10 protein-coding genes and 1 other annotated feature (1 of these 11 cut by a window edge) are annotated in these 12,916 nt (G+C 43.4%); all 10 genes read left to right on the top strand.

What is annotated here, in order from left to right; genetic code table 11:
• Positions 1-4 (top strand) — a binding site (T-box leader); it begins 253 nt to the left of the window's first position.
• A gap of 176 nt (positions 5-180) precedes the next feature.
• Positions 181-1,896 (top strand): acetolactate synthase large subunit, encoded by a 1,716-nt coding sequence (ilvB, locus tag V7201_RS08575; protein ID WP_335376361.1) that lies wholly within the window; start codon positions 181-183, stop codon positions 1,894-1,896.
• Positions 1,893-2,408: an acetolactate synthase small subunit gene (ilvN, locus tag V7201_RS08570; RefSeq protein ID WP_335376360.1), complete on the top strand. Its 516-nt coding sequence runs from the start codon at positions 1,893-1,895 to the stop codon at positions 2,406-2,408. Before ilvB ends, ilvN begins: the two co-directional genes overlap by 4 nt.
• A gap of 171 nt (positions 2,409-2,579) precedes the next feature.
• A complete protein-coding gene (ilvC, locus tag V7201_RS08565) occupies positions 2,580-3,602 on the top strand; it encodes a ketol-acid reductoisomerase (protein ID WP_335376359.1) in 1,023 nt (340 codons plus the stop codon).
• Entirely contained in the window at positions 3,589-5,127 is a 1,539-nt protein-coding gene (locus V7201_RS08560) for a 2-isopropylmalate synthase (RefSeq protein WP_335376358.1), read from the top strand. The genes ilvC and V7201_RS08560 overlap by 14 nt, the downstream gene beginning before the upstream one ends.
• Positions 5,128-5,165: 38 nt before the next feature.
• Positions 5,166-6,278, top strand: coding sequence for a 3-isopropylmalate dehydrogenase (gene leuB, locus V7201_RS08555; protein WP_335376357.1), 1,113 nt, complete (start codon positions 5,166-5,168; stop codon positions 6,276-6,278).
• A 38-nt stretch (positions 6,279-6,316) separates the two neighbouring features.
• On the top strand, positions 6,317-7,726 hold the full coding sequence (gene leuC / locus V7201_RS08550; protein ID WP_335376356.1) for a 3-isopropylmalate dehydratase large subunit: 1,410 nt from the start codon (positions 6,317-6,319) through the stop codon (positions 7,724-7,726).
• 89 nt (positions 7,727-7,815) lie between these two features.
• Positions 7,816-8,421 carry a 3-isopropylmalate dehydratase small subunit gene (leuD, locus tag V7201_RS08545; RefSeq protein ID WP_335376355.1) on the top strand — a complete coding sequence of 202 codons (606 nt, stop codon included), beginning with the start codon at positions 7,816-7,818 and terminating at the stop codon, positions 8,419-8,421.
• A gap of 268 nt (positions 8,422-8,689) precedes the next feature.
• Positions 8,690-9,706, top strand: coding sequence for a tetratricopeptide repeat protein (locus tag V7201_RS08540; RefSeq protein ID WP_335376354.1), 1,017 nt, complete (start codon positions 8,690-8,692; stop codon positions 9,704-9,706).
• 158 nt (positions 9,707-9,864) lie between these two features.
• Positions 9,865-11,154 carry a trigger factor gene (tig, locus tag V7201_RS08535; RefSeq protein WP_335376353.1) on the top strand — a complete coding sequence of 430 codons (1,290 nt, stop codon included), beginning with the start codon at positions 9,865-9,867 and terminating at the stop codon, positions 11,152-11,154.
• Between the two features lie 347 nt (positions 11,155-11,501).
• Complete coding sequence (gene clpX / locus V7201_RS08530) at positions 11,502-12,764, top strand: ATP-dependent protease ATP-binding subunit ClpX (RefSeq protein WP_335376352.1); 1,263 nt, start codon at positions 11,502-11,504, stop codon at positions 12,762-12,764.
• The last annotated feature ends 152 nt before the right edge of the window (positions 12,765-12,916 follow it).

Below are 12,916 nucleotides of genomic sequence, written 5' to 3'. Positions count from 1 at the left end.
TTTGTCTGGCCTTGCCAGGCATATGGAGATGGAATAGGCTTTTTTATTTTGAAGAAAGCTCTCATCTTGAATATTAACCTTAGAGTAATTTTAGCCAATGAATAGAACCTGGAAAAATAACATCAATGAATTAGAGCGATTTCGAAATCTAAAACAAACTAGTAGGGGGGATTCGTAAAAATGGTGCAGGAAGCTGCCTTGAAGGAAAAGAAACCGCTGGCAACTGGTCTCAGCGGCGCTGATTTACTTTTAAAAGCTTTGGAGAGGGAAAACGTTGAAGTCATTTTTGGCTATCCAGGGGGAGCTGTCCTCCCGATTTATGACAAACTCTATGATTCTAAAATTCTTCATGTCCTGCCAAGGCATGAGCAAGGGGGGATACACGCAGCGGAGGGATATGCTCGAATAAGCGGGAAGCCAGGAGTGGTGATTGCGACTTCTGGGCCAGGTGCAACAAATATTATTACTGGCCTGGCAGATGCAATGATGGATTCTTTGCCTCTCGTAGTGATCACGGGCCAGGTGGCAACAGGTGTAATTGGGTCGGATGCCTTCCAGGAGGCTGATATTCTCGGCATCACTACTCCGATAACAAAATACAATTACCAGATCCGGGACACAAAGGACATACCGCGAATTGTCAAAGAAGCATTTTATATTGCAACCAGCGGCAGGCCGGGTCCGGTAGTCATAGATTTTCCGAAGGACCTTGCAGCAGCACTGACGGAAGAGCTTCAGGAGCAGGAAATCTCTCTCCCAGGATACCAGCCAACAATTGAACCCAATTTACTTCAGGTGAGGAAGCTCGCAGAAGCAGTAAGTAAAGCTAAGCGTCCCGTCATTCTTGCGGGAGCGGGTGTCCTCCATGCCAAAGCGTCACCCTTATTAAAACAATATGCGGAACAGCAGAAGCTGCATGTAGTCCATACGCTTTTAGGATTAGGAGGTTTCCCGGCAGGCCATGAATTGTACCTTGGGATGGCAGGCATGCACGGCTGCTATGCTGCAAATATGGCCCTCTATCAATGTGACTTATTGATTAATGTCGGGGCGAGGTTTGATGACAGGCTGACGGGTAATCTGAAGCATTTCGCTCCAAACGCACGGGTAGCGCATATTGATATTGATCCTGCAGAAATCGGCAAGAACGTCGACACCCATATACCTGTCGTTGGTGATGCCCGTGAAGCGCTAAGCCAGCTGGTCAGACAAGACACAGAAGCGCCTGAACAGGATGAATGGGTGGAAACGATCTCTACCTGGAAAAAAGATTTCCCATACTACTACGAGAACACCGACGTGCTTAAGCCGCAAAAGGTAATGGAACTCCTTTACGAAAAAACAGCCGGGGAGGCGATTGTCGTTACAGATGTTGGCCAACATCAAATGTGGGCAGCACAATATTATCAATTCAAAAATGCTGATCGCTGGGTTACGTCAGGTGGACTTGGGACCATGGGCTTTGGCCTTCCGGCTAGCATTGGTGCCCAGCTGGCAGATCCATCAGCCTGTGTGATTGCCGTACTGGGTGATGGAGGATTCCAGATGTCAACACAGGAGCTTGCTGTAATAGCCGAGTTCCAGCTGCCAATTAAAATAGCAATTTTTAATAATAAAGCATTGGGGATGGTAAGGCAGTGGCAGGAAATCTTTTATGGCTCGAGATTTTCTCACAGCAAAAATCCCGTTCAGCCATCGTTTGTAAAACTGGCAGAAGCATATGGCATTAAAGGCTATCAAATCAATTCGGAAGCCGAGGCCCATGGAGTGCTAGATGAAGTATTAAATAACAGTGAACCGGTTCTTCTGGATTTCAGGGTTGATGCTGATGAAAATGTGTATCCGATGATTGCCCCAGGAAAGGGAATCCACGAAATGGTGGGTGTTAAGAAATGAAAAGAATAATCACAATAACTGTCTTGAACAGACCGGGAGTCCTGAACCGGATTACCAATTTGTTTACGAAAAGAAATTATAATATCGAAAGCATTTCAGTCGGCCCGACGGAGCATGAAGGTGTTTCGAGAATGACATGTGTTGTCCATGTTGAAGACGATCGAATGGCAGAACAAATTACAAAACAGCTGAATAAGCAGATCGATGTCCTTAAGGTTGCCGATATCAGCGACCAGGCAGTTGTGGCAAGGGAGCTCGTACTCATGAAAGTTCCGGTACTGCCGCATAACCGTTCAGAAATTTATTCAATCATAGAGCCATTTCGGGCTTCAGTGATTGATGTCAGCAAGGATAGCATTATCATCCAATTAACAGGCGAATCAGAAAAAATCGAAGCCTTTATCGAGTTAATCAAACCTTATGGAATAAGAGAAATGGCACGGACCGGTACAACAGCGTTTCCAAGAGGCTACCAGCCTGGGAACCAGCAAAAAGCCCTTTCGTTTGTGTAGGCTCTATGGGTAATTGCTTTTGAACCATACATGAATTCTTTTTTTGCACCTCTAAAAAGCGTGTTAAACCAGTTCGTACTGGAATTAAGTACCTAAACCAAATTCAGATGCAGAATCAAGTAACGTAGTGAAATTCCAAAATAATATGCGGATAAGAAGGGGAGACGGAAAATGGCGAAAATGTATTATAACGGTGATGCAAAAGAGGCTTATTTTAACGGAAAGAAAGTGGCGGTTGTGGGATATGGTTCCCAGGGGCATGCTCATGCGCAAAATTTAAGGGACAGCGGTGTTGAGGTTGTAGTTGGCCTTAGAAGAGGAAAGTCATGGGAAAAGGCGGAGGAGGATGGCTTTGAGGTCAAAGCTGTTTCTGAGGCAGTGGCTCAATCAGATGTGGTCATGATCCTCTTGCCAGATGAACTTCAGACATCGGTTTACAAAGAAGAAATCGAACCTCAGCTGACAAATCAGGCTCTCATGTTTGCACATGGATTTAATATTCATTTTAACCAGATCGTTCCGCCGGAGAATTGTGATGTATTACTTGTTGCGCCTAAGGGTCCAGGGCATCTTGTCAGAAGGACTTACGAGGAAGGTGCAGGTGTTCCGGCGTTGTTCGCAGTCCATCAGGATGTAACAGGGGAGGCCAGGGAATTGGCGCTGGCCTATGCGAAAGCGATTGGTGCCCTAAGAGCAGGTGCATTGGAAACGACATTCAAAGAAGAAACTGAAACAGATTTATTCGGGGAACAAGCTGTCCTTTGCGGCGGACTTACATCGTTAGTAAAAGCAGGATTTGAGACTCTAGTTGAAGCAGGCTATCAGCCAGAACTGGCCTATTTTGAGACGATGCATGAATTGAAGCTGATTGTTGACTTAATGTACGAAGGCGGACTGGAAGGAATGCGTTATTCTATTTCAGACACTGCACAATGGGGAGATTTCGTCAGCGGACCTAGAGTTGTGAATGACCAGGTGAAACATGAAATGAAAAAGGTTCTGAAGGATATCCAGGAGGGCAAATTCGCAGAGGGATGGATTGCGGAAAATAAATCCAGCCGACCGGTTTTTAATGCAATCAACGAAAAGGAAAACCAGCATCAAATTGAAGTGGTTGGCAGAGAACTGAGAAAGATGATGCCTTTTGTCAATAAACAAAAGCAGAGAGAAGTGGCTGCCAGTGCGAAAAATTAAGATTTTTGATACAACATTGCGGGATGGAGAGCAATCGGCCGGGGTGAATCTTAATTTTACCGAGAAGCTTGAAATAGCGAAGCAGCTGGAAAGGCTGAGTGTTGACATTATTGAAGCAGGATTTCCTGCTGCGTCAAAAGGAGATTTTGCATCTGTAGCTGAAATTTCCCGAGCAATCAAGGGATGCTCTGTAACGGGGCTGGCAAGATCGGTTTTATCTGATATTGATGCAGCCTGGGATGCTTTAAGATATGGTGCGGAACCAAGACTACATTTGTTTATTGCCACTTCACCAATCCATCGGGTTCATAAGCTTAAGCAGACAAAAGCAGAAGTGATTGAAACAGCTGTAAAAACTGTAAAATACGCAGCTTCTAAATTCCCCGTAGTACAGTGGTCTGCAGAGGATGCATGCCGGACAGAACTTGATTATTTAGCGGAAATTGTAGAAGAAGTGATCAAGGCAGGAGCAAAGGTCATTAATATACCTGATACAGTGGGGTATATTTCGCCAATGGAATACGGCAATATCTTTAAGTATTTGCAAGAGAATGTTCCTTCTATTAGTAAAGTTGAACTTTCGGCACACTGCCATGATGACCTGGGGATGGCAATTGCCAACTCTCTTGCTGCTGTATCAGCGGGTGCCTCTCAGGTAGAAGGAACAATCAATGGGATTGGAGAGAGAGCTGGCAATGCAGCACTAGAGGAATTCGCAGTTGCCCTCCATATCCGGAAAGACTTTTACCAAGCCGAGACAAGAATGAATCTAAAGGAAATCAGCAGAACCAGCAGCCTGGTCAGCAAACTCACAGGGATGGCGGTTCCAGCAAATAAAGCAGTGGTAGGAAGAAATGCCTTTGCCCATGAATCGGGAATCCATCAGGATGGCGTTTTAAAAGAGAAAACAACCTATGAAATCATTTCACCAGAGCTGGTTGGCCTGCAAAATAATTCGATGGTTCTTGGGAAGCATTCTGGCCGGCACGCATTCCGCAATCGTCTGAATGAAATCGGGCTGGCAGTACCAGACCAGGATATCAACCATTTATTCGCGGTATTCAAGGAACTGGCAGACCGCAAAAAGGAAATGACAGATGAAGATTTGGCAGCGATCATCCTGGAAGAAACGCTGTCAAAGGAACAGCAATATTATCGCTTGAATTCAATCCAGGTTCAGTATGGCACCAACCAGGTTCCTACGGCAACCGTTTCTCTTTCCGGCTGTCAAAACGAATTGATCCAGGAAGCAGCTACTGGTTCTGGAAGTATTGAAGCATTATATAACACGCTTGAAAAATGCTTGAAGGAATCTGCCAATTTACTCGATTATCGTATCCAATCAGTTGGCGCAGGAAGAGATGCTCTTGCCCAGGTATATGTAAAACTTAGATTTGCAGGAACGGAGACAAGCGGAAGAGGCCTTGCACAGGATGTTCTGGAAGCTTCGGCAAAAGCCTATTTAAACGCAGTCAATAGGGTTCTATATATAGAAGAAAACAAAAAAATCGCAGTGAATGGTTAAGTTGTGAAAATACCATATAAAAAATGGAGGCGAAAGTTATGGAAAAAAGGATCGCAGTCCTGCCAGGTGATGGAGTAGGCAAAGAAGTAAGCAGGGGGGCGGTCAGCATCCTCCGTGCAGTAGGTGAGCTTTATGGACATAAATTTCAATTCTTATATGGAGATATTGGCGGAGGGGCAATCGATGAGTTCGGCACACCGCTTCCGCAGCAGACAATCGATCTTTGCAAAGCAAGTGATGCAGTACTGTTAGGAGCAGTAGGAGGGCCGAAGTGGGATATGCTGCCGGGACATCTCCGCCCAGAAAAGGGATTGCTGAAAATCAGGAAAGACCTTGGTTTGTACGGCAATGTTCGCCCGGTTCAATACTATTCTAGTATTTCCGGGGTATCGCCGCTTCGCAAGGAAGTGATTGAAGGGGCTGATATGGTCGTAGTCAGGGAACTGACCGGCGGGCTGTACTTTGGCAAGCCGAGTGAAAGAACGATGAAAAAAGGCGAGGCATCTGTAGTGGATACGCTATTTTACCAGAAAAAAGAGATCGAGAGAGTAATCCGCTATGCATTCAAATTAGCATCCAGCCGAAGAGGTAAAGTGACCTCGGTGGACAAAGCGAATGTTTTGGAATCTAGTCGAATGTGGCGGGAGACGGCAGAAGAGGTGGCAAAGGATTTTCCGCAGGTTCAGCTGGAGCATATGCTTGTTGATAATGCGGCCATGCAGCTCATTAAGAATCCTCGACAGTTCGATGTCATCGTGACTGAAAATATGTTTGGCGATATCTTAAGTGATGAAGCTTCCGTTTTGACTGGTTCGCTTGGTATGCTGCCATCTGCAAGTGTATCTGTTGATGGTCCGTACTTATATGAACCGATCCATGGCTCAGCTCCGGATATAGCTGGTCAGAACACGGCCAATCCAATTGCGATGATTCTATCAGCAGCGATGATGCTTAGAATGTCATTCGGAATGGAAGAGGAAGCAGAAGCGGTTGAAAATGCGGTAACCCAGGTGCTCGATGCTGGAAGCAGGACTCGTGATATTGCCGATTTCGGGAATGTTCCGGTAACTACGGAGGAAATGGTTGAGGAAATTAAAGCCGCCCTGCTCGATCATGAAGCAATCTGTAATATAATGAGTGCTTACGCTTAACGATATCTGAATTTTTCAAAAAAAGGAGGAGGCTGCTTGTGGGAAAAACGATCATCGATAAAATTTGGGAAAGCCATGTTGTTCACCGGGAGGAAGGTAAGCCGGACCTCATCTATATAGATTTGCATCTTGTCCATGAGGTAACTTCCCCGCAGGCTTTCTCGGGACTTAAAATGAAAAACCGTCCAGTGCGGAGACCAGATCTTACCTTTGCAACAATGGACCATAACGTTCCAACGATCAACCGCAGCCAGATACATGATCCGGTAGCTAAAAACCAGATGGATACGTTAAGGGAAAATTGTTTGGAGTACGGAATACAACTAGCTGATCTGGATAGTCCTGAACAGGGGATCGTCCATGTCATCGGACCTGAGCTTGGATTGACGAAACCAGGGATGACTATAGTGTGCGGAGACAGCCATACATCCACACACGGAGCTTTTGGCTCGCTGGCGTTTGGGATAGGCACCAGTGAAGTTGAGCATGTTCTCGCGACGCAAACATTATGGCAGTCAAAGCCTAAGACGTTGAAGCTAGAGGTTTCCGGAAACCTGGGACCAGGAGTCAGCGCCAAGGATGTCATTCTTTTTGTCATCAGCAAATATGGTGTCAACTTTGGAACGGGTTATGTAATTGAATTTTGCGGAGATGTCATCAAGGCAATGTCGATGGAAGAGAGGATGACCATCTGCAATATGTCGATTGAAGGAGGAGCAAAGGCTGCACTTGTCGCGCCGGATGCTACAACGTTTGCTTATTTAAACGGACGGAAATATGTTCCCGAAGGTGATGATTTCCTGGATTCGATTCTTGACTGGAAGCTGCTTGCTTCAGATGAGGATGCAGAATACGATCATGTCATTGCGGTTGATGGAAGCGAAATCGCCCCAATGGTCAGCTGGGGTACGAACCCTTCCATGACAGTCCCTGTCACAGGAAGAGTTCCATTTTTGGATGAATGTGAATCGGAAGCGGATAGAAAGTCCGTCCAGAGAGCATTTGAATATATGGGTCTTGAGGAAGGACAGCAAATCGCAGATGTGGAAGTCACAAAGGTTTTTATTGGATCGTGTACAAATTCCCGGCTTGAAGATCTCAGGGCTGCTGCTGAAATAATCAAAGGAAAAAGTGTGGCTCATGGAGTCCAGGCCATTGTCGTTCCAGGCTCGCAAAATGTAAAGAAATTAGCGGAAGCAGAAGGAATTGACAAACATTTTATTGATGCAGGATTTGAGTGGAGAGAATCTGGCTGCAGTATGTGCTTGAGTATGAATGCCGATATAGTAGGGCCGCAAGAACATTGTGCATCCACATCGAACCGGAATTTTGAAGGGAGACAGGGAGCTGGGGCACGAACTCACCTTGTCAGTCCTGCAATGGCAGCAGCAGCTGCACTTAATGGTCGCTTTGTCGATGTCAGATCAATGGTTGGTGCCATGATTTAAAGCGCTTGGATCAAATGGAATATTATTTGGATTGGAAGGCAGCAAACCTTCAAGAATTATGAATAGAGCCTTGCAGAAAGGAGCCTGATATGTCGAGTTTTAAAGAATGGACCGGAAAAGCTGTAGGAATGGACCGGACAAATGTTGATACCGATCAGATCATCCCGAAACAATTCCTTAAAAGAATTGAGAAAACTGGTTTCGGAGAGTTCCTGTTTTATGATTGGCGTTTTAAACCGAATGGAGAGTTGAATGAGCAATTTGAACTCAACCAGCAGGAAAATGAAGGTGCATCCATTTTAATCGCAAATGAGAATTTCGGATGCGGGTCATCAAGGGAACATGCTCCATGGGCTTTGCAGGATTTTGGCTTCAAAGTTTTGATAGCTCCCTCTTTTGCCGATATTTTCCGCCAAAACTGTCTTAAAAATGGCATCCTCCCGATTGTTTTAAAAGAAGAAGAAGTTTTCTATCTACTAAAGCAAGCCGGGAATCAGCCGTATGAATTGACGGTGTCATTAGAAACAAAGTCGGTTTCTGACGAAAATGGATTTGAAACTACTTTTGAAATTCATCCATACTGGTACAATATGCTCCTGAATGGCTGGGATGAAATAGAATTGACTTTACAGTTGGAAGATTGCATTAAAGCATATGAAGAAAATCAATCTCAGAAAAGGGTACTAATTGGATGAAAAACGGACGGATTCACAGGCATGGCTTGTGAATCTTTTTGTTTTTTCTATAATTCATGCTAAACTTACTTCATTAAAAAGCTCGTTTTGAAACTCTTTAAATCTTTCAGTTATTCTTTTTGGTTGTTATCGAAGAATTTGTTCGATTAATAAGTTGTTTTGCACTCCGATCTACACAGTTCAAACAACATGAAGCTTTTAAAACAATCAAACCGTAAAACAACATTTGTAGATTTCCCAATAAAATCGAGAGTAAGGCGGTATGTTTATGAATAAGCGGGATTCGAAAAAGGACAATGTGATCCTGTTTCCCGGTCTGGAAAAGCGCCTGTTAGAGAAGGGGCTAGATTACCTCAAACAGAAAAAATACAGGGATGCCATCCAATTTCTTGAGCAGGCTCTGGACCATGACCCGGAAAACAGCGATATTTATGTAGGTCTGGTCCTGGCTAACTTTGAGGCCGGGTCTTTAAAGCAAGCCAAACAGATTGCGGCTCAGATGCTTCGAACGGGCTTGGGTGATTACATTCAAGTAATCGATTTATACTTGATGATTCTTGTACAGCTGAATGAATATGAAGAAATAGTTTCTACTATAGAAGCACTTCTTGAGGAAAAGGAAATTCCCGCAGATAAGCATGAACATTTTACAAGAATGCTTGAATTTGGCAGGAGGATGTTCGAAAGCGGACCAGAAATGGAAGAAGCGACTGAAGTGGAATCAGAAGGAGTCTCCCTGGGGTTATTCGATCTGCAGGATCCAAAAGACCAGGTAATGATTGCAGCAAGGCTGACAAAAGAAAATATCCGTCCTTACATAAAAGAAATAAAAGAGTACTTAGCATCAGAACAAGGCCACCCTTTTCAAAAAACAATGCTCCTTAATATATTGAAAGAACAGGAATATGCAGAAGAGACGAATGTCCGTAAATTCGGCTGGGACAAATCGTTCATTCCCTCGAGACTTCCAGACCTGAAGGATTACATCGCATTGAATGATGTCGTCCAAATACTCGGGGATGAATTAGAGAATGCTGACCCCGTTCTATTTGAGAATATATTAAGTTTAATTGAGAGGCATTTCTTTCTGGTTTATCCGTTTGATTTGCCAAACGGAGAGGCAGAAGCATGGGCGGCTGCCTATCATTTTATGGCGAATGAATATTATGGATTTGATGAACCTCTTGAGTCTTTTGCTGAATTGTATACTAGTTCTGAAAAAGAAACGGGTGAGGTTCTGGCTTTTATCCGGATGCTAGAAGAAATTTCTTACCCGATAATATAGTCCAAGCTGTTGAAACGAAATAAACCTGTGTTATAATGTAGTGGTTGTATTATGTAAAAATCATTCTATTTTACATCTAATCTGGAATATTGCTTGGTTAACAAGAGTATTCATCGTCGAATGAAACATGACAATAGATTATTGTTGGAGGGAACTGTATGTCTGCAAAATTAGAGAAATTAGAAAAGAACCAAGCGGTTCTAACAATTGAAGTAGATGCAGAAAAAGTAAACCAAGGTTTAGACGCTGCATTCAAAAAGGTCGTTACGAAGGTAAATGTACCAGGCTTCCGTAAAGGAAAAATGCCACGCCAAATGTTCGAAAAACGTTTCGGTGTAGAATCTTTATACCAGGATGCAATTGATATCCTTCTTCCAGAAGCATATGCAAATGCAATCGTTGAAACTGGAATTGAGCCAGTTGATCGTCCTGAAATCGATGTTGAACAAATCGAAAAAGGCAAGAGCATGATCTTCAAGGCTACTGTAACTGTTAAGCCTGAAGTGAAGCTTGGCGAATACAAAGGGTTAGAAGTTGAAGAATTCGATACAAACGTAACGGATGAAGAAGTTGAAAATGAATTAAAAACAATGCAAGAGAAGCAGGCAGAGCTAGTAGTTAAAGAAGAAGGCACTGCTGCAGAAGGCGACACTGTTGTAATCGATTTTGAAGGTTTCGTTGATGGCGTAGCTTTCGAAGGCGGAAAAGCAGAGAACTATTCACTTGAACTTGGTTCAGGTTCATTCATCCCTGGTTTCGAAGAGCAACTAGTTGGAACTGCTACTGGCGAAGAAAAAGATGTAGAGGTATCTTTCCCTGAAGAGTACCATGCAGCTGAACTTGCTGGAAAGCCAGCTACTTTCAAAGTTAAGATTCACGAAATCAAAGGAAAAGAACTTCCAGCTCTAGATGATGAGTTTGCTAAAGATGCAGATGAAGAAGTTGAAACTTTAGATGCTCTTAAAGCTAAAATCAAAGATCGTCTTTCTCACGACAAAGGGCACCAGAAAGAAAATCACGTACGTGACACAATCGTAGAAAAAGCTGCAGCTAACGCTGAAATCGAAGTTCCAGATGCAATGGTTGACACCGAAGTTGACCGTATGATCAACGAATTCGAACAGCGTCTGCAAATGCAAGGTATGAACCTTGAGCTTTACTTCCAATTCTCTGGTCAAGACGAAGCTGCTCTTCGCGGCCAGATGAAAGAAGAAGCTGCTACACGCGTTCGTGTAAACCTGACTCTTGAAGCAATCGCAAAAGCTGAAAACATCGAAGTAACGGATGAAGAAGTGAATGCAGAGCTTGAGAAAATGGCTGAAATGTACAACATGACTGTTGATAACATCAAAGCTGCACTAGGTGGAAGCCTTGAAGGAATCAAAGGCGATCTTCAATTGAAAAAAGCTGTTGATTTCCTTGTAGAAAACAGCAAAACTGTTGCATAATAGAATTAAGATTTATCATAAACAAGGCGCGAGAGATCGTGCCTTGTTTTCTACAATAAAAACATAAGTTCAACGTTATATACATACATAATTTTTTAGCAATTTCCCATCTGCCGATTTAATGAGACCATTTATGGTTAAGATGATTTAGTACATATATTTTCACAAGTGTTCATAAGCACGAAACTTGTCCATGTCAAGGGTTATTATTTCCTGTACCTTGGCATAATGTGTTACAATGCAATACATACCTGCTCAACCAAAGCAGAAAAACTGTTACTTAACTTTTCGTTTGCTTATGAATTGCAGCTTTATATATTGTTAGAAGTTCTCAAGGGGTGAAGGCATTGTTCAAATTTAATGATGAAAAAGGGCAGCTTAAGTGTTCTTTCTGCGGCAAAACGCAGGATCAAGTCCGCAAGTTAGTAGCAGGGCCAGGGGTCTACATCTGTGATGAGTGTATTGAATTATGCACGGAAATCGTTGAAGAGGAACTGGGCACTGAAGAAGAAGTTGAATTTAAAGATGTACCAAAACCAATGGAAATCCGAGATATCCTTAATGAGTATGTAATTGGGCAGGACCAGGCTAAGAAAAACCTGTCCGTAGCCGTTTACAATCATTATAAGCGCATTAACTCGAACAGTAAGATCGATGATGTAGAGCTTTCAAAGAGTAATATTGCGATGATCGGGCCTACGGGAAGCGGTAAAACATTGCTTGCGCAAACTCTTGCCCGCATTCTTAATGTTCCATTCGCAATTGCAGATGCTACATCACTTACTGAAGCTGGTTATGTCGGTGAAGACGTAGAAAATATCCTTTTAAAATTGATCCAATCTGCAGATTATGATGTGGAGAAAGCTGAAAAAGGGATCATCTACATCGATGAAATCGATAAAATTGCAAGAAAATCCGAAAACCCATCTATTACTAGAGATGTTTCGGGTGAAGGCGTGCAGCAGGCATTATTGAAAATTCTTGAAGGAACAGTTGCAAGTGTTCCGCCACAAGGTGGAAGAAAGCATCCTCATCAGGAATTCATCCAAATTGATACAACGAATATTCTATTCATCTGCGGTGGAGCATTTGATGGAATCGAATCAATCATCAAACGCCGCCTTGGCCAAAAAGTAATTGGTTTCGGATCTGATAAGAAAGAAGAAGAATTAGACAAGAAGGAATTACTGTCAAAAGTGCTTCCTGAAGACTTATTGAAGTTCGGTTTGATTCCAGAATTCATCGGCCGTTTGCCAGTAATCGCCAGCCTGACTCCGCTTGATGAAGAAGCACTGGTTGAAATCCTGACTAAGCCGAAGAACGCGCTTGTTAAGCAGTATCAAAAGATGCTTGAGCTTGATAATGTGGAACTTGATTTCGAAGATGATGCCCTTATCGAAATCGCAAAAAAGGCAATCGAGCGTAAAACAGGTGCCCGCGGACTCCGTTCAATCATCGAAGGCATCATGCTTGACGTCATGTTCGATTTGCCATCACGTGATGATATCGTAAAATGCATCATCACAAAAGAAACAGTCGAAAACAGCATGCCACCAAAGCTAGTGCTGGAAGACGGAACCGTTTTAGAAGACGAAAGAACATCAGCATAATCATTAAAAGTCCGGTGATCACTCACCGGACTTTTTTGCATCTCTTTACCGCATTAAAGCAGTGGGGGTCAGACCCCCGGCGCTTTAAAGCGATAATGAATGGGAAAATTCACTTGAAAATATTGTTTATTCCAACTCGGTCAAGGGGATAC

The sequence above is a fragment of the Bacillus sp. JJ1122 genome, assembly GCF_036964885.1.
GTDB lineage: Bacteria > Bacillota > Bacilli > Bacillales > Cytobacillaceae > Mesobacillus.
The sequence above is the reverse complement of the archived record's forward strand: the minus strand, read 5'-3'. Positions and strand labels throughout refer to the sequence as shown.